19 protein-coding genes and 1 riboswitch are annotated in these 20,103 nt (G+C 50.7%); of the genes, 9 read left to right on the plus strand and 10 right to left on the minus strand.

What is annotated here, in order from left to right; all coding sequences use genetic code 11:
* Nucleotides 1-73: 73 nt before the first annotated feature.
* Nucleotides 74-1,048: a serine hydrolase gene (locus ACEPST_RS04740; RefSeq protein WP_204120497.1), complete on the minus strand. Its 975-nt coding sequence runs from the start codon at nt 1,046-1,048 to the stop codon at nt 74-76.
* Nucleotides 1,049-1,119: 71 nt separating this feature from the next.
* Nucleotides 1,120-1,890, minus strand: a complete 771-nt coding sequence (locus ACEPST_RS04745; RefSeq protein WP_204120498.1) for a hypothetical protein — start codon at nt 1,888-1,890, stop codon at nt 1,120-1,122.
* A gap of 1,065 nt (nt 1,891-2,955) precedes the next feature.
* Between ACEPST_RS04745 and ACEPST_RS04750 the strand changes: the two genes are divergently transcribed.
* Together ACEPST_RS04750 and ACEPST_RS04755 are read left to right on the plus strand one after the other, a co-directional pair.
* Nucleotides 2,956-4,128 (plus strand): iron-containing alcohol dehydrogenase, encoded by a 1,173-nt coding sequence (locus ACEPST_RS04750; protein WP_203642671.1) that lies wholly within the window; start codon nt 2,956-2,958, stop codon nt 4,126-4,128.
* A gap of 450 nt (nt 4,129-4,578) precedes the next feature.
* Complete coding sequence (locus ACEPST_RS04755) at nt 4,579-5,235, plus strand: HAD family hydrolase (RefSeq protein ID WP_204120499.1); 657 nt, start codon at nt 4,579-4,581, stop codon at nt 5,233-5,235.
* A gap of 52 nt (nt 5,236-5,287) precedes the next feature.
* Here ACEPST_RS04755 and ACEPST_RS04760 read toward each other — a convergent pair whose 3' ends face one another.
* Together ACEPST_RS04760 and ACEPST_RS04765 are read right to left on the minus strand one after the other, a co-directional pair.
* A complete protein-coding gene (locus ACEPST_RS04760; RefSeq protein ID WP_204120500.1) occupies nt 5,288-5,914 on the minus strand; it encodes a GyrI-like domain-containing protein in 627 nt (208 codons plus the stop codon).
* A gap of 349 nt (nt 5,915-6,263) precedes the next feature.
* The gene (locus ACEPST_RS04765) at nt 6,264-6,734 is read right to left on the minus strand and encodes a GyrI-like domain-containing protein (protein WP_203642678.1); all 471 of its coding nucleotides are present in this window, start codon (nt 6,732-6,734) and stop codon (nt 6,264-6,266) included.
* 79 nt (nt 6,735-6,813) lie between these two features.
* On the opposite strand from ACEPST_RS04765, the gene ACEPST_RS04770 reads away from it, so the two are divergent.
* From ACEPST_RS04770 to ACEPST_RS04780, 3 genes are all read left to right on the plus strand, one after another.
* Entirely contained in the window at nt 6,814-7,779 is a 966-nt protein-coding gene (locus ACEPST_RS04770; protein ID WP_204120501.1) for a helix-turn-helix transcriptional regulator, read from the plus strand.
* Between the two features lie 386 nt (nt 7,780-8,165).
* A complete protein-coding gene (locus tag ACEPST_RS04775) occupies nt 8,166-8,660 on the plus strand; it encodes a hypothetical protein (protein ID WP_204120502.1) in 495 nt (164 codons plus the stop codon).
* A gap of 11 nt (nt 8,661-8,671) precedes the next feature.
* Nucleotides 8,672-9,184 (plus strand): hypothetical protein, encoded by a 513-nt coding sequence (locus ACEPST_RS04780; RefSeq protein ID WP_204120503.1) that lies wholly within the window; start codon nt 8,672-8,674, stop codon nt 9,182-9,184.
* A 133-nt stretch (nt 9,185-9,317) separates the two neighbouring features.
* On the opposite strand, the gene ACEPST_RS04785 is transcribed toward ACEPST_RS04780, so the two are convergent.
* From ACEPST_RS04785 to ACEPST_RS04805, 5 genes are all read right to left on the minus strand, one after another.
* Nucleotides 9,318-10,700, minus strand: a complete 1,383-nt coding sequence (locus tag ACEPST_RS04785; RefSeq protein WP_204120504.1) for a sugar porter family MFS transporter — start codon at nt 10,698-10,700, stop codon at nt 9,318-9,320.
* Between the two features lie 246 nt (nt 10,701-10,946).
* On the minus strand, nt 10,947-11,618 hold the full coding sequence (locus ACEPST_RS04790) for an ABC transporter ATP-binding protein (RefSeq protein ID WP_204120505.1): 672 nt from the start codon (nt 11,616-11,618) through the stop codon (nt 10,947-10,949).
* Between the two features lie 3 nt (nt 11,619-11,621).
* On the minus strand, nt 11,622-12,683 hold the full coding sequence (locus tag ACEPST_RS04795; protein WP_395390544.1) for an ABC transporter permease: 1,062 nt from the start codon (nt 12,681-12,683) through the stop codon (nt 11,622-11,624).
* Nucleotides 12,684-12,694: 11 nt separating this feature from the next.
* On the minus strand, nt 12,695-13,204 hold the full coding sequence (locus tag ACEPST_RS04800) for a TetR/AcrR family transcriptional regulator (RefSeq protein ID WP_204120507.1): 510 nt from the start codon (nt 13,202-13,204) through the stop codon (nt 12,695-12,697).
* A 465-nt stretch (nt 13,205-13,669) separates the two neighbouring features.
* A complete protein-coding gene (locus tag ACEPST_RS04805) occupies nt 13,670-14,854 on the minus strand; it encodes an MFS transporter (protein ID WP_395390545.1) in 1,185 nt (394 codons plus the stop codon).
* 117 nt (nt 14,855-14,971) lie between these two features.
* Between ACEPST_RS04805 and ACEPST_RS04810 the strand changes: the two genes are divergently transcribed.
* The 3 genes from ACEPST_RS04810 to ACEPST_RS04820 all read left to right on the plus strand — a co-directional run bounded on the left by ACEPST_RS04810 (nt 14,972) and on the right by ACEPST_RS04820 (nt 17,732).
* A complete protein-coding gene (locus ACEPST_RS04810) occupies nt 14,972-15,451 on the plus strand; it encodes a hypothetical protein (RefSeq protein ID WP_204120509.1) in 480 nt (159 codons plus the stop codon).
* A gap of 333 nt (nt 15,452-15,784) precedes the next feature.
* Nucleotides 15,785-16,957, plus strand: coding sequence for an IS256 family transposase (locus ACEPST_RS04815; RefSeq protein ID WP_057879063.1), 1,173 nt, complete (start codon nt 15,785-15,787; stop codon nt 16,955-16,957).
* A 112-nt stretch (nt 16,958-17,069) separates the two neighbouring features.
* On the plus strand, nt 17,070-17,732 hold the full coding sequence (locus ACEPST_RS04820; protein WP_204120510.1) for a filamentation induced by cAMP protein fic: 663 nt from the start codon (nt 17,070-17,072) through the stop codon (nt 17,730-17,732).
* 72 nt (nt 17,733-17,804) lie between these two features.
* Here ACEPST_RS04820 and thiW read toward each other — a convergent pair whose 3' ends face one another.
* On the minus strand, nt 17,805-18,314 hold the full coding sequence (gene thiW, locus ACEPST_RS04825; RefSeq protein WP_204120511.1) for an energy coupling factor transporter S component ThiW: 510 nt from the start codon (nt 18,312-18,314) through the stop codon (nt 17,805-17,807).
* Nucleotides 18,315-18,386: 72 nt separating this feature from the next.
* A riboswitch (TPP riboswitch) is annotated at nt 18,387-18,485 on the minus strand.
* 131 nt (nt 18,486-18,616) lie between these two features.
* On the opposite strand from thiW, the gene ACEPST_RS04830 reads away from it, so the two are divergent.
* The gene (locus ACEPST_RS04830) at nt 18,617-19,420 is read left to right on the plus strand and encodes a hypothetical protein (RefSeq protein ID WP_204120512.1); all 804 of its coding nucleotides are present in this window, start codon (nt 18,617-18,619) and stop codon (nt 19,418-19,420) included.
* Nucleotides 19,421-20,103: the final 683 nt, after the last annotated feature.

The raw sequence follows: 20,103 nt of genomic DNA on the forward strand, positions 1-20,103 counted from the left end.
CTTATCCGCTTAGATAGCTCCATTATAAGCCGTTTAGTCTCTGTTTGATTAGGGAATTTCAGTGTTCCCCAAATCAGTGAAATACGGCGGCATCAACCAGTTTGCCCAGTTGATTCATCGCCGGAACCTGCTGGGAAAGCTCGCCATTTTGTGACAGTGCCACGACCACCACGGCCTGCTTGCCCCGAGCAAAAATGGCCGCATCATTTTCCACGCCATAGGTATCGAACTCACCGGTCTTGTTGTAGATTTGACGATTGGCTGGCACCAATTTGGGTAGCTTGGTGTGATTGGTATTGGCCGCCATCAATTTTAAAATCGCCGTATCGGCAGACCGTGAAATCAGCTGGTGCCGCCAAATTTTCATTAGCAAGTTCCCCAAATCACGAGCAGAGGTTTCGTTGTCCCGTCCCGCTGCGAGCGCCTTTTGATCCATCATCTTTCGCCGGAGCACCGTTTGGGTGGCCCCCAGCCGCTTGATTTCCTGATTGACGGCCGCCAATCCCCCGACCTCGCGGATGATGATGTTGGTGGCAGTGTTATCGCTCACGGTCATCATATCCTTTAGCAACTCGCGATTGGTGACGCGCGTTCCGGCGGCTTGCGCCTGTAGATTTCCGGTGCCGCCCACCTTGTCCGCCTCCCGGAGCGTATAGGTCGCGGCCAAATCAAACTTACCAGCCGCAACCTGACGATAGACTGTCGCCAAAATAAACAACTTAATATCACTCGCGGCCTTCTGTGAACGGTTGTGCCAACTCAGCGTCTGCCCCGCCGTTGTTTGAATGAACACGGCGTTTTGCCCCTTCAAGTGGCCCATCGTGCTCTGCGCAATTTGTTTAAATGGCGCGGCTGGAACCGGCTTCTTGGCCTTGGCGTTAGCTGTTTTTGCTTTAGGTGTTTTTGGCTTGGTTACGCTAGAACTGGCCGATGCCGAGCGGCTAGATGTCAGTTTTTTCGCCGCCTGATGGGCTTGGCCACGCGACTGACAGCCGACCAATCCCAAACTTGTGACACCGACCAGTAACCACAATCCCCATTTTTTCATCAAAATTCCTCCTGACCTAAAAATACACGGCGGCCGTTAGATGCGGGTTGCCGTGTACTAAAGATCTTAATTTACTGCATCCAGACTTCGTTCACTAAATCACCATCGTATGAGTTCCCATCCGTCAACACGATATCATCGTCATAGGACGTGTAGCCATAGTAGGTTTCGTGCTCGCCGTTGCTCCAAATCACGTCGATTTCCACGTTGGCATCGATTGTCTTGGTATCGTTGGTGCCGGTCGTCACGTCATAGGACAAGACGCCGTGTGCGCCGGAATCCTTGATGGTCGCGGTCCCATGGAAGGCGGAACCGTCGTTGTTGTTCTGCACGACCGAGCCGTTATCGTGAATCGTCAACGTTTCCTGTTGCCGGTCGCCATCGTCGTCATTATAGAAATAATAGTCGCCAACGTACTTGCTGTAACCGTCAAAACTATTGTTGGTGGTCGTCGTGGTCGTGTTGCCGCCACTGGTCTGACTCGTGGCCGCACTATTGCCCTTGGACTGGGTCTTCTTCAACAGAAATTTGTCATTGCTCTTTTGCAGACTGAAAAATTCCGTCTTCAGGGCGCCAAAGCCCTTCTTGTTTAAATCCGTCAGATTAATACTGCTCAGCTTTTTGTTCGACTGCTTGTATTTCCCATCGGCATTCAGGGATTGTGCCGCCGCGATAATCGACTCATCTTTGGCCGTTTTCCCTGACGCCTGTTTACTGCTAGATTGGTTTTGCTTAAACGCATTCTTGGCCTGTCGACTACTCATAGTAGACGTGCATCCCGCCAAACTCCCCGCTGCCAACAACGCAACAGCGACCGTTAGCCAGTGCTTTTTATGTGCCATTTTTCTGCCTCCACAATTGATTTATGTAGTTCTTACTATCAATTTTAGGCCAACCCATCAACAACTACAATGGCTAACACTAAATAGTGATTGGCCAATTAATAATTAAGAAAAACGACAATCATTGTCGCAGATTGTTGCCTTAAATATGCTACTAATCCCCCGTGTCGATGGTCTTAGCTAAGTGCTTTATTCTCAGCTTAGAGCATGGGGCGACCTTTGAGACCGCACCTCTCAGGCTGGAACCGACCCCACAGCAGGGCGTTTTGAATCCGCCGCCGGGAACGGAATAGCTACTACAGTTCCGGCGCAATTTCCACCATCCCTTCAACCCAATTTAGACTAGACTAAGACAATTGGGCACGCCAACGACCACCCTCCCGTAACTGCGGGTTAAAACAGCGTCAACCGCAGGGATGGGAAAACTGCACCACCATGTTAGTGACCAGAGGCAGGTCAAGGTGAACAGCTGTGTCGGTGGTCTTGGCTGAGTGCTTTATTCTCAGCTTAGAGCACGGGGCGACCTTTGAGACCGCATCTCAGGCTGGAGCCGGACCACCCAATGGCGGAAATGAGCTCAGCCGTGGGAGTTGCCTTAGTGGCCTGCCACTTAGGCAACTGCTATCTTTGAGACGTGCTCTTCGGCTCAAAGTAAGTCCGGAGACCGCCCTTTGGCTCCGGACGTGCGCCCACCGCGTTCCGGTTCAATTTCCGCCATCCCGGAGGCCATGACAACGATCAGTTTAACCCGTACCCAGGAAAATGCGTCAGGGGGTTCACGACCCGGTGAAACCTGACGCAAACAGTTGTCTCCCCCGAAATTCACAGCGAAATGAGAACAATTTGTTTACCTTTTCATTAACCCGTTTCCATTATTGTAAGCGCTAAATAAATTTTCTTTGGGCATGATGAACACCGTCAAATCGGTGATACACCCTGGTTTTCTCGGACAACTAACAAACTTTTACCCGAAAGCAGTTGCAAACTGTAATTTTTTTAGTTATAATTGCTTTGTGAAATTGGTACCAATGATTTTCAAAACTTCCGAAAGAAGGCATTTGTATAATGGCTGAACGTAGTTATGACTTTCTTATGCCCAGTGTCAATTTCTTTGGCCCTGGCGTAATTAGCAAGATTGGTGACCGTGCAAAGATGTTAGGGATGAAGAAGCCCGTCATCGTAACGGATAAGTTCCTTGAAGGAATGGAAAACGGTGCGGTTGAACAGACCTTGAACTCCTTAAAGGCTGCTGGTGTTGACTACGTTGTGTACAACAACGTTGAACCGAACCCTAAGATTCGCAACATCAAAGAAGTTAAGAAACTTTACTTGGATTCAGGCGCTGACTCCATCATCACTGTTGGTGGGGGTTCTGCTCATGATACTGGTAAAGGTGCCGGCATTATCTTGACTAACGGTGATGACATCACCAAGTTAGCTGGAATTGAAACGCTCGACAAGGCTTTGCCACCACTGATTGCCGTTAACACGACTGCTGGGACGGGTTCAGAATTGACTCGTCACGCCGTTATCACGAACGAAGAAACCCACTTGAAGTTCGTTGTTGTTTCATGGCGGAACATTCCGTTGGTTTCCTACAACGACCCTACTTTGATGTTGGACGTTCCTAAGGGCTTAACTGCCGCTACTGGGATGGACGCTTTCGTTCAATCCATCGAACCATACGTTTCTGTTGACCACAACCCAATCACCGACTCACAATGTATCGAAGCTATCAAGTTGATTGAAACTTCCTTACGTGAAGCCGTTGCTAACGGCCACAACCTTGAAGCTCGGACCAAGATGGTCGAAGCTGAAATGTTAGCCGGGATGGCCTTCAACAACGCTAACTTAGGTTACGTTCACGCCATGGCTCACCAATTAGGTGGTCAATACGACGCCCCACATGGTGTTTGCTGTGCTTTGCTCCTGCCTTACGTTGAAGAATACAACATCATTGCTTGCCCAGAACGTTTCGCTGAATTAGCTGAAATCATGGGCGAAAACACTGAAGGCTTATCAACGCGTGACGCTGCCGAATTGTCCATCAAGGCCATGAAGCAAATGTCACAAGACGTTGGTATTCCTAAGTCCATCAAGGAAATCGGTGCAAAGCCAGAAGACTTTGAACTGATGGCTGAAAACGCCTTGAAGGATGGGAACGCCTTCTCTAACCCTCGTGTAGGGACTAAAGAAGATATCGTTAAGATTTTCCAAGCAGCTTACGACGCAAAATAGAGTGCGGAGAGAGCCGGTTAGACTCTGAGCATTAACGTAGCTAAGGGAATACCCCCGGTTTTGGGGTGTTTTCTTAGCTGGGTTAAGCGCAGGAGTCTGGCTCTCGTAGCACGTTTCAGAGGCCGCACGTCTCCGAAATATAAAATGCGTAGTGTCAGTCCCACCGGTTCAAGGGTCCAATAACAGAGGCCAGTCCCTCTGCGACACACCACCCTAGTAACCGCCAACAACGTTCACAACCAGACAGCCCCCCGCTATCCAGCTTGTGAACCATGTTACGGACTGACAACTGCGATCGGTTAGAATTAACCGTCTAACCGATCAGAAAATTTCAGTGGCCACCTGGTTACCCCCTCTTGGTCACCACTAAAAATAGATTGATTGTGTATTACAGCTACGAAAAGCCACCTTTGCGGGTGGCTTTTTAGTTTGACTAAGGAAGGTTTTTCAATGACAAAATTTCTAACCTTTGACTGTTACGGTACCCTGCTACGGGAGGAAGGCACCTACGCCGAAATCGTGCGGGCCGCGCTTCAGCTGGGGGTCGATGCCAAATTGGCGCGGCAACGGTTCATCACCTACCAAGGCGACCGCAACAACATGCATCCCTACCTAGACTATGACCTATTGACTCGCAACAATTTACTCCACCTGGACGAACAATTTGACCTCCAACATGGTTTTGAACGCTACTATCCCGAGGTATTAATGGCGCACCGCGCACTCACGCCGTTCCCCGAAGTGATTGCCACGCTCAAAACGCTGCGTGAGCGCGGCTACCACCTGATTATGATGTCCAATTCCAGCTGGGACATCATCCCCGCCAATGCCGACAGCCTCCAGGTGCCCTTCGACATTTGGACTGCTGAGGACGTCCACGCCTACAAGCCGGATCACACCTTCTTCGACGCCGTGGGCAAGCATTACGGCTTCACACCCGAGAATCACTGGCACATCGCGCAGGGCTACGCCAGTGACATCATCCCCGCCGATCAGCTTGGCTGGCGGTCGATTTGGGTCAACCGGGAAAACGCGCAACCCACAGCTGCCGCTCGGCCAACCCACATGGTGACTACCCTGGATAGCGTTCTACAGTGGCTCCCGTAATCTTTTAATCATACCAAAAAAGTCGTCCGACAATTGTCAGGCGACTTTTGATTTACTTTGGTTGAACCCGATACCGCAACAGGGTTTTCGCCCTTTCCGGAGCGGTCCGGCGCGCATCCGTCAGGTAAATTTCGCGGTGCCAGTAATCGCCCATGGTGGGGATGACCTGCAAGTTCTGCTCGGTCAAGACCGTCTGGAGCTGGGCAAACGTGGCTGGCTCATCGTCAAACGGTCCCTGATGGATGGTCTGAAGCACCTGTCCCTCCGCGTAGGTTTCCCAGGTTAATTGGTCAAAGTAGGGATTGGTCTTCTTCGCCTGAACGGCAGCCAAGGCCTGGTCAAAATCCGTGGCCGTCAACCGGTCTGGCTGGCGCAACATGATTTTGTATTTCAAGGCCGCCTTGTTCAGGTTGGCCCCGCGTGAGCCATCAGTCGTCGTCCAGACGCCCTCCAACGGGTAAACCGTGTACTCGTAGGGTTCGCCCAGTTCTCCGCGCTTCAGCGCCATTCGCAGCTGATAGGCCACCGGATACAGGGCGGCGACGTGCTCCCCGAAGTCCGGCTGATTGGGATCACCCTGGCCTTCAATCGTGATAAAGTTCAGTGACGGCAACGTTAACAGCGTCGGCTGCTTGGATAAGTACCAGTCCTTCTCTGCCTTGCGCCATTCATGTTTCATGGAAACGCCTCCTCATTAACTGCTACTTAGGTGTCATCAGTGCCGTTCCCGGCGACGAATTCAAGACTTCCCGCTATGGGGCCCGGCTCCAGCCTGCGAAACGGTCTTCCGCCTCGACTTGAAACCTCGCAAAATACACGAGTTTCCAAGGTCGGCCCATGCTCTAAACTGAGAAAACCACTCAGTTAAGACCATCGACACAGCTGGAAATCTTGATTCGTCTCTGGTCACTCAGTCTGTCTTTATCACTCACAAGGACGCATTCCCTGTGACCAATCTAGAATTTACACCCGTTGTTATCTCCATTATACAAAAAATCGTCAGCCACCTACACTGACGATTCACGAATTTATTTTTCGACTAAAGGAACCAGCATTTCACCGTGAACACCGGCGTCATCGCTCCCCGTCACATAAGATGTGTTGGGACCACCCACGTAGGCGTAGTCGGTTAATTGGGGTAAGATTTCACCGAATGCGGGGCCTTCGAGCGCGTTGTACAGCCCCATTTGATCCGCAGCCGTGCCGGTAATGACCAGGTATTTGCCAGCGGGAAATTCAATCAACCGTTGGCCCGCTGCGGCTGTCGCAGCCGTCGTCACTTGCCGACCGGCGTAGTAGTGAAATTCACCGTTGATAGCTTCGTTAACGGCGAAGGGGTAATCGTTGATGCCGTCCAGCTTTGCCAGCGCTTGGTCCGCGTTGATTTTTTGCCAGAAGTTCGCCTTCTGCTGACCCATTTCGGGAAAGTTGCCGGTCAGGACCGTGTCGATGCCTAAAACAGTGAATGCGGGTTTCGTTTCAATCGTGTAATTTGCCATATTGTGGTGGCCTCCTTTAGATGATAGACTCAGTATAGTCACTAATGGTTTCAAAAACTGACGCTATTGGGAGAAAATCATGACAAAAACGGAACGGGTCAATACCATGATGCGGTACATCAATAATCGCCAATTTTTCACGATTCGTGAATTGATGGCCCACTTTCAGGTGTCGCGGAGCACGGTCATTCGTGATCTTGAAAATATTCAGGAGCTGGGGATGCCCCTGACGTCGAGAGTGGGCCGCGATGGCGGTTACGCCGTTCTTCAGAATACCCTGTTGCCCGCCGTGCAGTTCAACAATGAAGAACTGAAGGCCCTATTTGTCAGTTTCCTAGCGACGTTAAATACCCAGCTTCCCTACCTGCAAAACCGCAACACCTTAACGGAGAAGCTCGTGGCCATCGCCTCACAAACCCAGCAGGATGACCTCCTGACGCTCCAGGAGCTGCTAGTTTTCAGTCACACCAATCCGGCCAACACCAAATTAACCGAGCTGACCGACTTTGCGCCACCCATGCTGCGCACGCTACTAAATAACTGTCTGACCAATCGCCAGCTCTGTCTCAAACTGGCGACGACCACCCGGACCGTTTGGGTTCGCCACGTCTACAATCGTCAGGCCATCTGGTACGTCGACGCCTGGGATCTGAACGCTAGCCGCTTCTACGAACTAAAAATCACAGACATCGTGGCCATTACCCCGGTTGCGCAAGAACAGACGCTGGACCCGGACGCCATCACCGCCGCTATCAAAGCGGCCCGGCCACAGCCCAACGTTCGCTTAAAATTGACGACCGACGCCATTCAACAATTTAAGCAGCATCCCCACCCCACGGCGCCGCTTCAATACCGTGACCCGTTCCAGCAGACGGCCTTATTGGAATGCTACCTGGACCCGGCCTCGCCAGAACAACTCCAGGACTTTGCCCGCTGGTTTCTTTACCTGGGTCACGCAGCCACGCTTCAGACGGCGCCAACCGAATTGATTGCTGCCATCCGCACTGAATGTCAGGTGCAGTTGGACCAACTACCTTTAAAATAATTGTCGTTATCCACCGAATTTTGGTGGATTTTTTTGCTTTTCAGGGCGAATGTAAAAAAAAATATTGCCCGATTTATTGCTCCATTTATACATCTAATGCTCATAACAAGTGGATATTTTTCAAATTCACCATGATTACGCTAATTTAACGTTAGCGTCACTTAAAATGACAATGACTCAATTTTCAGCATTTATTCCCTTGGATTCAACTGGCACATATCCCAGTAAAATTCGTACACAGAATTGCCAATGAACGTTGATATATCAGGGACTGAAGGGGGTTGAAAGTCTCTAATCATGCTGGTACCATTAATTTTGTTAACAAGTAAGCAATTCAACGGCGCTGTTGAAAAATTATAAAAAATATAAAAAAAGAGGTTATACCTATGAACAACTTTAACGAAATCATCTTAAACATGTTAGCAAAATTCCAAGCCAAGCACCCCAACAGTGCCGTTTCTCCTATTCGATTAATCAAACGGGCCATCTACAACTATGAACACCGGCGTTGGTCCTACGACCATGAGTTCCTGGCCGCAGCCCTCGTCATGGTCGGGCCTCAAGCATTTAATTTTACGGACCTGAAGCGGGTGGCCACCAAGCTCTCCGGTGTCCAATATGAAGCCATTAATATCACGGCGGACCTCGATGCCTTCATTCGGGTCTGTGCAGATGTGTGTGGCGTCACGCCCACTGCCTTTGCGGCTCGGATGAGCAACTGTGACTTCGCCTTCGCTGACTTAGACCAAACCACCACCATTCCTATGAGTGACCGCGGCTACGATCATTATGCCAAGCAAACGGGAATTGTCTGTGGACTGCTCAAGGGCAAGTCCCTGGCTGAGGTGCAAGCACTGATTGCCACTATTCTTAGCAAATAAGGCGGTGCCCAATGACCTTACACCTCCTGACTCCAGAAACCCTAACCGTTCTCACGCACCACAATGCCGATCCACAAACGACCTACATCGACGGGCGGGCCGCCGCTAACTACGGCGTGCGCCACCGGGTTTACCGCCCGTGGACGTTTGACACCGACTTTCTCGTCGCGAGCCTGCTCTACTATGGCACGCCAATTCTACCGCCAGCGCTACTCAACCAGCGTGTGCGCCAGTTTACCAGCCAACAACATGGTCGCTACTTCTTCACCAATCAAACCGACAACATCACGCGAGGGTGCGCCCAAATCGCCGGGGTCTCAAACGACGACTTTCACCTGCGACTGGCGCAGGCCCGCCTCGCCTTCAAGGACCTAGAGCTGACCCCAAAATTTCCGCTGGACCCCGTCGCGGATGTGCATTATCCCCAACAGCTCTGGCTGCTCTGCCAGCTCGTTGCCAAAGCCGACCGCACCACGATTCAACAATTTATGACCCTTCTCCTGGGCGGTCCCGATGCCGCCTAGGAGACAGAAAAGCCGCCTAATTCAGACGGCTTTTTGACTACTCTTTTTTCACCATGTGATAACTGACATTTTCTACTTCCCATCCCAAACGAAAAGGCCCGGACCAACGCCCAAGCCTTTCGTGATTAACGTTCTATTTACCTGACATTTCAGCTTTCTTATCGTTGTGCCGCAGTTCCATTTCGATTTCTTCCAGTGACTTGCCCCGCGTTTCAGGAACCAAGTAGTGGACGAAGAACATGGATAAGACGGCGAACACGGCAAAGACGGCGAATGGGCCACCGACGTTGTTGTGGAAGTAGGCCAGCATGACCAGGAAGAATTGCGAAACTAAGAAGTTCCCGATCCAGTTGGCCGCGGACCCGATGGAAGACCCAATTCCCCGGACACTCAATGGGAAGATTTCCCCAATCGTGACCCAGGCAATGGGACCCCAAGAAATGGCGAACCCGAAGATGTAAATGGCAATCAGAATCATGGTTGGCACGGCCGTCGTGTGGATGTCCATGGTGAAGTTCATCACGGCTAAAATCCCTAAGGAAACGGCCATCACGATTGACCCAAACATCAGGAAGGTCTTCCGGTTGAATTTGTCCATGATAAACGTGGCAAGCACCGTGACCACAAAATTCACGATCCCAATCCCAACGGAAATCCAGATGGCACTGCCTTCCGCGAAGCCAAATCCCTTAATGAAGACTTGGGGCAGGAAGTAAATCACGGAGTTGATCCCAACTAATTGTTGCAGCAACATGATACCGACCGCCACAACCACGGCTGGCCGGGCAATCGTGAACAGTTCCTTGATGCCACCCTTAGGTTGATGGGCAACGGTTTCGATTTCAGCCAATTCCTTTTCAGGATCATCAGTCGTATTCTTCCGTAACATTTTTAACACGCTTAAGGCTTGTTCGCTGTCACCCTTTTCGGCCAAGAACCGTGGGGATTCGGGTAATAACAGGCCACCAATCAACAGTAAGGCCGCTGGAATCAAGGCTGACCCCAACATCCACCGCCAGTCACGGATGCCCAACAGGTTGTGGTTCAAGAACCCCAGGTTAGACACGTAGGCCAACAGAATCCCTAAGGTAATCATCAATTGGAACAAGGTCCCCAGAGACCCCCGGCGTTCAGCGGGCGCCAATTCGGCCAGGTAAGCTGGCGTCAAAGCGGAAGCAGACCCCACGGCAAAGCCCAAGATGATCCGGGCGATAACCATAGACCAGAAGCCCATGGCCACCATGGATAGCGATGACCCTAACAGGAACAGGATCGCGGCTAAAATCAGGAGCCGCTTCCGCCCATATTTGTCGGCCAACGGACCCACGCCCAGTGCCCCGACGGAAGACCCAATCAGCACGGACGACGTGATGAACCCCGTCTGGCCAATGCCTAAATTAAAGTTATTTTCGATCAATGGTGAGGCCCCAGAAATAATACCTGTATCAAATCCAAATAGGAGGCCACCTAATGCACCGAATGTGAAAATAAAGAATGTACTCAAATGTCGATTCATATTAACTTTCCTCACCCTTCATAAATAATCAGCAAATACATGATACCGCTGGTGAGTTGTGTTGTAAACGCTTACTCTAGCGTTAAATCGCCCTTTTTGTCTTCACAAAGTCCGAAACTGTTCTAGACCAAATCTGCAGCTAACGCGATAGAAAAAGGGCCGCCAGTCAGGCAGTCCTTTCCGATGGTGTAGACCAATTTTGCGTATCTTCGCACAAAATCCCACTACCTTTTTATAAAAATATTTTTAATCGAGGGTCATCCGCCCATCCATAATCGCGTAAGTCTTATCCGCAAACTCCTGGAGCCGCAAATCATGGGTCACGACCACGATGGCCTTGTTGTGCTGCTTGGCCAGGTCGTGGAGCAGTTGCCCGACCACCTTGACCCGGTCACTGTCGAGGGCCGCCGTGGGTTCGTCCGCTAAAATGATGTCGGGATTCTGGTAAAGCGCCCGCGCAATGGCAACCCGTTGCGTTTGGCCCCCAGAAAGTTCGCCCGGATACTGCTTCGTCAGGTTGGCAATACCGAGTTGGTCTAACAGATTGGCCAGTTGTGCCGCCGTCAAATTGCCGTGGGGCTTGACCCGGTCGACCAGCGTAAATTGGTCCTGGACCGACAGATACGGAATCAGGTTGTAGGCCTGCAAAATGAAGCCAATCTTGTTTAACCGCAGGGCATCCCGCGCCTTCCCAGCCAATTGTAGAAGCGACTGGTCCTGCACGTGAACCTCACCGGCTGTGGGCGTTTGAATGCCGCCCGCAATCGTCAAAAATGTACTCTTCCCGGAACCCGAAGGCCCAATCACCAGACTGACCTGGCCGGCCTCCGCCTCGAAGTTCACGTCCTTTAAGACGGTGACCTGGTTGGTGTCGTGCCCAAATTGCTTACTTACGTGTGCTAATGTCAATGCTGGCATGGTTTAACCTCCAATCACGCTGACGGGGTCAACGTGTAAAATAATCCGAACGGGAATCAAGGCGCCCAGCACACCGGTCAGGAGAATTCCCCCGGTCACACCGGCAAGTAGCGGCAGGTTAAAGCTCATCGGCAACCCGGCTGGCAGGACCAGCACCGTAGCCGCGGTCAAGGCAGCCCCGATAACCAGACCCCCAACGACCAGGATCAGCGCTTGACTGATGGTCGTCGTGACCAAAACTTTTGCCGGAATCCCCTGCGCCCGTAAAACCGCATAGTTGGGTAACTTTTGCATGGTTAAAATATATAGGAACACGGCAATCACGACCATCGCAATCACCATCAAGAAGGCAATCATAAAGGTAAAGGTCGTGTTCTGCGCCGAATAACCCGGTAACTTGTTAATGAACTGGCTCATGGTGAGCGTCTTCAGGTCGCTGGTCTTGGGCTTAAAATCAGACCGGTTCGACACGATACCGCCGGCCTTGAAATCACTGGTGACGTGGCTCAACGTCCGCCAGGTCCCTAACGTCCCGTAAACGACCGGGGCCACGCTCAGCTTGGCGTTGTGGGTGAACCCAACAATTTTAAATTTTCCGCCGGTGGCGCCGAGACTCACCTTGTCACCAAGATGGTAACCGTTAGTCTTGAAGCTATCGTCGACCAAAATTTGCCGGGCCGTGGTTGGTTTGTGGCCGCTCGTCACGGTCAGCTTGCGATAAATAAATTCGTCGCGGTTGATCCCTAAGAACTGCGCGGATAACTTGGGTTGGCCCTTGGCCTTGGCGACCACCCCGGTCTGGCCGATGTAGGCCTCGTGGCTGGTCAGGGTCACTTTATTGGCCGTCTGCTTGGTCATCAGTGACTGTGCCAGGCTATCGTTGGCATCACTGGTCACCGCAATTTTCTGGGCGTCCCAGGTCGCAATCGCCTGCGTGTTTTGTTGAGCCAGGCCGTATGCCAGCCCGCTCAACACGAAGACCAGGTAGCTGATCAGGACGACCATCCCGACGATCAACCCGTAACGCAGCTTCTCGTGGCGAATCTCCTTGAGTGCTAAAAACATGGTGGTGCCTCCTATTCTGCCAGTAACTGTAGGGCTTGCTGGAAGCGCGTCAACGCCGCATCCCGGTTAGCTGGTCGTAACATAATTTCTTTGATGGTCGCGTGACTCAGCACCATCGCCGACCAATCCGCCGCCGGTAAAGTCACGGGAACCGGATGGTCGGGCAACAGACTTTCATTCTCACTGTAGTGCCGGCGAATCAACTCATCGTATTGACTATTGGTGAACTGATCCACGAAGGCCACCACGGCATTGTAGTACGTCGCCGGCGTAAACACCCCACTCGGCGTCGTCTCAACGTCCCGGTGAACGGCGGCCAAGGCCTCGTGATACACGGTTTGGTAGGCATCCGTCAGGTCATCAAAGTATTTATAAAACGCCCCCCGGGCAATCCCGGCAGCCGTCACGATCCGCGCAACCTGTGCGTCGGCTAAGCTATGATTAGAAAATTCTGTTAGCAAGGCCGCCATCACGCGCGCCTGTTTTTTAGCATTTAAATTTTTAAAAGTTGTGGAAGGCATGTAAACGACTCCTTTCAAGTTAAAAGTGACATCATGTCACTTTATTACGAGCATCAGCATACCATGTGGGTGACACGGTGTCAACTTTGTTGTAAAAAAAAGAACTCGGCTAGGTTTCGCCGAGTTCTAACACTTCTATTGTAAGTTAAAATCCACCACTAAATAATTTCAGACACCCAACACACCAATTAGTGAGTGGGGCTCGCCTAAATTAGCCAGACCAACTTGATGGCGGGGCTAAACCCGTGTCAGCCGCAGGGATGGTGAAAATGGGCCAAGCCGTGGGAGTTGCCTTAGCGGGTTTCCCGCTTAGGCAACTGCTATCTTTGAGACGCGTTTCTCAGCGGCTCAAAGTAAGTCTGGAGACCGCCCTTCGGCTCCAGACGCGCGCCCACAGCGTCACGGCCCATTTTCACCATCCCGGAGGCGATACCCAACAACGAAAGTTTCCCCCGCCAATTCAAGTTAGTCGGTGGCTAATTTTTGCGGCTCGCCAATCACGAAGTGGCCCGCCACTGCAATGACCAGGAACACCAAAGCCACCAAGCAAACACCCAGCCAACCGGCGTGACTCCATGCCCAGGTGGCGGACAAGGTCCCAATCGACCCGCCCAAAAAATAACTGAACATGAAGACGGAGTTGTTCCGACTACTCTGTTGGCGATTCAAGGACTGCACGATGGCCTGGCAGGACACCTGACTGAATTGGGTGCCCAAGTCGAGGAGAACAATCCCCACGATGAGGCCCAGCAGCCAGTGGCCGGCCAACCAGAAAATCAGGAACGCGACGCCAGAGAAGACCATCCCCAGGCTGACCGTCAACCGCGGTGACCGCTGATCGACTAACGTCCCAATCATGGGAGCGGCTAACACTCCCGCAATTCCTAACAGGCCGAGCAATCCGGCCACGCTACTGCCCAGGTGATACTGCGCAGCGAGGTAAAAGGCTAGTGTGGACCACAGGACGTTGGACATACCAAACAGGCAAAAGCCATTGATGGCCGCGCCGCGTAACGGTTTTTGACTCGCAAATAACTTGGGTAGCGTGCGAATGACCGGCCAGTATTTCAAATACTGATGGCCCCGTTCGTCGTGGGGAAACTGGAAATGCACGATGACCAGAAAAACCAGGTCAATGGCCGCCGCTACCAGGTAGATATCCTGCCAGGGCATGATGCTCCCTAGCAATCCGCTAAAGGACCGCGACAGGAGAATCCCCGTCAATAGGCCGCTCAAAACGATGCCCAAGACCTTTCCCCGTTGGAGTCCCGGCGCCAAGTACCCGGCATACGGGATGATGATCTGAGGTGCCACCGAGGTGATGCCGACTAATCCCGTGGCGACCGCAAAGACGCCGGCGTTCGGCGCCCAATGTGCTAATAATAAGGAAAGAATAGATAATACCATCATGAATTGAATCAACCGATATCGGTCGAAAATGTCCCCCAGTGGCACGATTAGTAACAGGCCAAAGGCGTATCCCAGCTGCGTGACCATCGCCAGCGTGCCGACGACCGCCTTGGACAGGTTGAAGTCCGCTGCAATTAAATTTTCAATCGGTTGAATAAAGTTCAGGTTGGCCACAATGACCCCCGTCACGACTGCCATCAACAAGATGGTCTTTTTTGACAACGTTACTTGCTCTTTCACTCCGCAAAACCTCCTACGTAAAAGTTTAAGACTTTTACGCGGAAAAGGCCACCATCCCTCATATTCCCGGTTAATCAGTCACTCTGGTATAATAGGCGGTATCGGAGGGGATTATTTATGAATAAATTTATAACAGGAACCATCGTTGTCTTGGGGCTAGCGCTCGGTTGCGGGGAAGCCACCATGGCGCAGGCTCAGGCCAAAACCAAATGGACGCCCGGCACACCGAAACAGTTGCGCGGTGTCTGGTACGCCAAGCCACGCGTGCAGCACATGGGCCACGACACCACTGAGATTACGAACAACGCGATGATCTTGATTCCCAAGTGGTTGTACGTGATGTACGACTACGGTACGCACGACTATGGCGGCAATCGCCTGGCCTACAAGAAAGTTGGTCAAGCCTACCACTTGCGGTCCTACGACAGCGTTGAAAAAACGTGGGCCTACACCAAACTCCAGCGTCAGGGGAAGACGTTGAAGCTACAAAAGTACGGGACACGTAAGACCGGAAAAGCCTTTAAGTCGCACGCCGGCCACACCTATCAACTGCAATATAAACCAAAATTAAGTGTCAGCGTTTTGACCCGCAAGTAAGCGAAAGCGCCTGGGACAAAACTCCTAACTCACGTATTGAAAAGGACTGTTCCGAGAAATCGATGATTTCTCGGAACAGTCCTTTTTTGAATCTTATGTATACACAGAGAAGACAATCCCTGCTATTCTTAAGGCGCTGAACCCCCCAAAAAGAGATTATGAATACGTAGACTCAAGACCTATGCCTAGTTTCAACCAGGCCTAGCAGTTAAAACCCGGGAGTGTTTAAATAATTATGTGTAAATAGAAAAATAAGCAATTGAAAAGGGAAAGCCTCTCCCTTATGATAGTTAGCAACCACACTCACTTCATAGGACATAGGAGGCTTTCCCCATGACTCAGTTTAACAAAGAAATTATGGCAGCACTAGCACAAAAGCAAGATTTGGACGAAGTTTTTCGGCAACATTTGGAAACGGCCATCAATGATTTAATGCACGAGGAACTTTCATCGTTCCTCGGTTATGAACCCTACGACCGCCAAGGCTTTAACAGCGGCAATTCACGCAATGGGCATTATCTGCGAACCTTTAAAACTAAGTATGGGGAACTAAACTTGGAGGTTCCACGCGACCGAAATGGCGCCTTTAATACGCAAACTATTCCAAGCTATCAACGCCAAACGGATGGTTTAGAAGCCACGGTTGTCCAGCTCTACGAAAAAGGGATTACCACTAGTGAGATCGCGGATTTGATTGAGAAAATGTATGGTGCTCATTACACACCACAAACGGTTTCAAACCTCACGAAGGTCGTTGACCAACAGGTCAACGCCTTCAAGACGCGCCCTCTAGCGAGTCGTTACGCAGTCATTTATGTGGACGCAACATACTTACCTCTGCGCCGGGACTCAGTGGCTAAAGAAGCCGTGCATATCGCCATTGGCATTCGACCAAATGGTATGAAAGAGGTCCTAGCATACCAAGTCGCTCCAACTGAATCCAGTACCGTTTGGGAAGAGCTTCTCGTGGACATTCAGCAGCGTGGTGTAAAAGAAGTCCTCTTATTCGTGGCCGATGGCTTAGTCGGCCTTACCAACACAATTGGTGACCACTTCCCTAAGGCTAAGCTCCAGCAGTGCCTGATCCACGTCAGTCGGAACATTGAAGCTCACGTTCGAACTAAGGACCGACAAGAGGTCCTTAACGACTTCAAACTGATCCATCAAGCAGCTACCATGGACGACGCAAAACAGGCCTTAGCTGACTTCATAGACAAGTGGCAAAAGGCGTATCCAAAAGTAACGGGCAAGCTAGAAAATAATCCTCATCTCTTGACCTGTTTCACTTTTCCAGCTGCGATACGCAGTAGCATCTACAGCACAAATCTCATTGAATCATTCAACAAGAAGCTAAAACGGCAGACAAAGAAGAAAGAACAATTTCCAAATGAACCAGCACTAGAACGCGTTCTGGTCACAGTTATTCGTGACTACAACGGCCAAAATTTTGAGCGAACGCATCGAGGTTTCAAGCAAATTCAAGATACGTTAGAATCCATGTATTAGAAGCTAGCTAATGGGAGAGGACTTCCATTTACACAAAAAATTTGACACTCCCAAACCCGGGCCTAACTATGCTAATATTACTATACGAGTACGCCTTACAGGAGGTGACACCATGCAATTTACAGATAAATTTAAAATGACTAAGCAACAAGCGCAGTTCTTTGCTAAAAAGAACCTGGTCAACTTGATCTACGCGACTTCCAAGTTTGAAGGCACGCATGCCACGTTACCTCAGACGCGGACCATTGTTGAAGGGATGTCAGTGTCTGGCATCTCAACGGACGACATCACCACTATCGTTAATTTAAAACGCGGTTGGCAATTCGCTATCGACAATCAGGCCCCCTATTCACTGGCTATCAGCAATGAGATCAATCGCTTGGTCGCCCAAGCTGATTCGCTTGACCACGGTCATATCCGTACAGTCAATGTTACGTTAGATGATACGGAATACGTCCCAGACATTCCAGTTGCAGACCAAGTTCCGGAGCTGATCAACGTAACTTTAGCGCAAGACAAAACACAGACTGAATGCTTGCTGGATCTATTGCTGTTGATGATGCGTAATCAGTTTTACTGGGACGGAAATAAGCGTACAGCATTCTTGACCATCAACTATCTAGCTATTCCCATGGGTGTCGGTATCATCACCGTCAACGAACAGCAATTGGAAACCTTTAACGAGTTGTTAGCGCCATTTTACGAAACTAATGACGGTCGACAACTGAAAGACTGGTTGTACGCTAATTGCATTCACGGACTCGATTTAGCTTAAGATACGGCAAGAGTGGGGACACAAAAATCGAGTCTGGGGTTTTGTCTGTCCCAGACTCTTTTTTGCACCCATTTACTTGCCCTGAAGCTTATCCAATCGTGGTGCAATCACGGTCGACCACATGCTCTTCAAGAGCGCGTAAGCCAAGATAACCCCGACCAAGGCGCTCATGAAGAAACTGGGTAGAAACAGCCAGACGGCCCCGGTCGTCCCCATCAACCAAGCGGCCATGGGATAGGCCACGAAGGCACCAATCACGCCCGACCCCAGTAGTTCCCCGCAGACGCCGGCTAGGAGCTTCCCCGTTTTCTGGAAGAGCCAGCCGCTAAGAAACGCGCCAATCATACTGCCAGGAAAGGCCAACACTGTGCCAGTCCCCATGATATTGCGAATCACCGAGGTCAAAAATGCCTGCGCCAAAGCCCACCACGGTCCCAACAAAACGCCAGAGACCACGTCGATCAAATGCTGAACCGGGGCAACCTTGGCGACCCCAATCGTAAAGGAAAACACACTCCCACCAATCACGGCCAACGCCACCAACATGGCGGTCAGCGTTATCGGATACACTTTCTTGGACATCCTCGTCACACTCCTACTGCAAATTTACCAAAAAAGTCCCCGTTCCCCACGACGACGGCTCCCCTGGCATTTCCAGCAGACCGACCTCTTTCCTACGCGAGTCTTAGCTCAACAGGTTCAAAGGGATTGGCACGTGTCCATCTCAGCCGACTGGCACCCCTAGTGTCTTTTTCAGTTAATCCCGACTATACCGGGTGTAAAATTCAAAAGCAACTCATAATATGCTGGACTGATTGAACGTTAATTGGATTATCTCTCACATCAAACGGCAGACTGGTATACTAGGCAGTGGAGGGGATTATATGTTCAAAAAGATCGTTATCTTAACTGTTTTAACACTGTCTGCCATTCTAATATGGCCTACTGCCGCGCACGCGAGCCAGTACGTGACGACCGACAGCTACAGCCTGTCGCGGCCATCCTACTACCATAACCGGGATACTCAGACGCACTATTTGTGGAATCAACAGCACACGGCCAAATTACATAATACGAAATACTTTCCGCACACGACCTGGGTCGCCCAAAAGACGGCGCTACTCCAGCACGGCACGCACGTGGCCCGTTACTACTACGTGGTCAGTAAGAACAAACGGACTGCGGGTTGGGTCTGGCACGGCTTTCTAAAGTCCGGGACTTACCGCAAGCAAGTGCTCGCTACCGATGGACTCAGCCTATCAACGGCCCTGAACACTACTGACCAGAATCAGCTCAATCTTTTTGTCATTAAGCAGTTACAAAAGGATGGTTACGAAAACAATAACCACCTCGCAATGATGTACGATTACTACATGTCTAATCACCTGACGCCCGACCAAATGTCCATGGCCGCCGTCATCCAGCTTGTGCGGATCAAGAACTTAGACGCCGAGAAAATTACGACGGTCAATCTCCCAGCTATCACAAATCTAGCAGCGGCGATTGACCCCCAGCATCACAACGCCAAATTGGAAACGATGGGCAAGGGCCAACTGGGCCTCAAAATCGTCGCCAGCGTCGAGAAGGCACTAGTTGCCAACCACGATACGACCTACGTTTTATACCCAACGGCGAGCGGTAATCTGACAAATGGCCAGATTTCCTTCACGCTGTATCTTTACGAATGATGACTAACTAAACACACACATGACACAAACACAAAGGCCCCGAGAAAATTTCTCAGGGCCTTTACGTTTGTAAAAGATTCTAACCTTATTGACGTAAACTTCAGCAAATCAGCATCCACCACTAATCTAGGTCTATACTCTTCGTAGCGATAGCCGGAGTGGAGGCCGTTTACATGAAACCAGTTAACATTTTTGACACCTACTCTAAATGGTTTAAGCTGCTAAACGCACTCTTTATCCCTTTTGCCATATTAGAGCTGGTAGCAATCAAGCTGAACATCTTAAGCCTAATCGCCTCAATACTCAGCGGCATTTACTTTAGTCTCTGGTTTGTATCCCTTATCGGCGAGAGCATTTACAGGATCATCAGATACTTGATTCGGAATCGTCCTAAAAATTAAAGCGTGCTCAGGCTCAAACCTGAACGCGCTTTTTACATAGATAGTTATTTTAGAATATTATTCTGTCCAATCCTACCAAACCACAACCAACACCTTGACCATAACCACAAGTTTCAGTTCTAAACCCGTGCCAGCCGCAGGGATGGTAAAACTGGGCCTAGCTGTGAGCAATGTCAGTGACCAGAGGCGGGTCAAAATGCCCGGCTGTGTCGGTGGTCTTGGCTGGGGTATTCTCCCAGCCTAGCCCACGGGACAACCTTTGAGACCGCTCTTCGGCTCAAA

It is taken from the genome of Levilactobacillus sp. FUA 3915 (genome assembly GCF_044053135.1).
Lineage (GTDB): Bacteria > Bacillota > Bacilli > Lactobacillales > Lactobacillaceae > Levilactobacillus > Levilactobacillus lanxiensis.

Bases quoted from the DNA above. Each gene is read 5' to 3' on its own strand.
- ACEPST_RS04750 (WP_203642671.1), top strand. From the start codon at position 2,956: ATGGCTGAACGTAGTTATGACTTTCTTATGCCCAGTGTCAATTTCTTT.
- thiW (WP_204120511.1), bottom strand. From the start codon at position 18,314: ATGTCCAAGAAAGTGTATCCGATAACGCTGACCGCCATGTTGGTGGCG.
- ACEPST_RS04755 (WP_204120499.1), top strand. From the start codon at position 4,579: ATGACAAAATTTCTAACCTTTGACTGTTACGGTACCCTGCTACGGGAG.
- ACEPST_RS04830 (WP_204120512.1), top strand. From the start codon at position 18,617: ATGTTCAAAAAGATCGTTATCTTAACTGTTTTAACACTGTCTGCCATT.
- ACEPST_RS04745 (WP_204120498.1), bottom strand. From the start codon at position 1,890: ATGGCACATAAAAAGCACTGGCTAACGGTCGCTGTTGCGTTGTTGGCA.
- ACEPST_RS04815 (WP_057879063.1), top strand. From the start codon at position 15,785: ATGACTCAGTTTAACAAAGAAATTATGGCAGCACTAGCACAAAAGCAA.
- ACEPST_RS04760 (WP_204120500.1), bottom strand. From the start codon at position 5,914: ATGAAACATGAATGGCGCAAGGCAGAGAAGGACTGGTACTTATCCAAG.
- ACEPST_RS04775 (WP_204120502.1), top strand. From the start codon at position 8,166: ATGAACAACTTTAACGAAATCATCTTAAACATGTTAGCAAAATTCCAA.
- ACEPST_RS04810 (WP_204120509.1), top strand. From the start codon at position 14,972: ATGAATAAATTTATAACAGGAACCATCGTTGTCTTGGGGCTAGCGCTC.
- ACEPST_RS04820 (WP_204120510.1), top strand. From the start codon at position 17,070: ATGCAATTTACAGATAAATTTAAAATGACTAAGCAACAAGCGCAGTTC.
- ACEPST_RS04770 (WP_204120501.1), top strand. From the start codon at position 6,814: ATGACAAAAACGGAACGGGTCAATACCATGATGCGGTACATCAATAAT.
- ACEPST_RS04800 (WP_204120507.1), bottom strand. From the start codon at position 13,204: ATGCCTTCCACAACTTTTAAAAATTTAAATGCTAAAAAACAGGCGCGC.
- ACEPST_RS04740 (WP_204120497.1), bottom strand. From the start codon at position 1,048: ATGAAAAAATGGGGATTGTGGTTACTGGTCGGTGTCACAAGTTTGGGA.
- ACEPST_RS04790 (WP_204120505.1), bottom strand. From the start codon at position 11,618: ATGCCAGCATTGACATTAGCACACGTAAGTAAGCAATTTGGGCACGAC.
- ACEPST_RS04765 (WP_203642678.1), bottom strand. From the start codon at position 6,734: ATGGCAAATTACACGATTGAAACGAAACCCGCATTCACTGTTTTAGGC.
- ACEPST_RS04795 (WP_395390544.1), bottom strand. From the start codon at position 12,683: ATGTTTTTAGCACTCAAGGAGATTCGCCACGAGAAGCTGCGTTACGGG.
- ACEPST_RS04780 (WP_204120503.1), top strand. From the start codon at position 8,672: ATGACCTTACACCTCCTGACTCCAGAAACCCTAACCGTTCTCACGCAC.
- ACEPST_RS04785 (WP_204120504.1), bottom strand. From the start codon at position 10,700: ATGAATCGACATTTGAGTACATTCTTTATTTTCACATTCGGTGCATTA.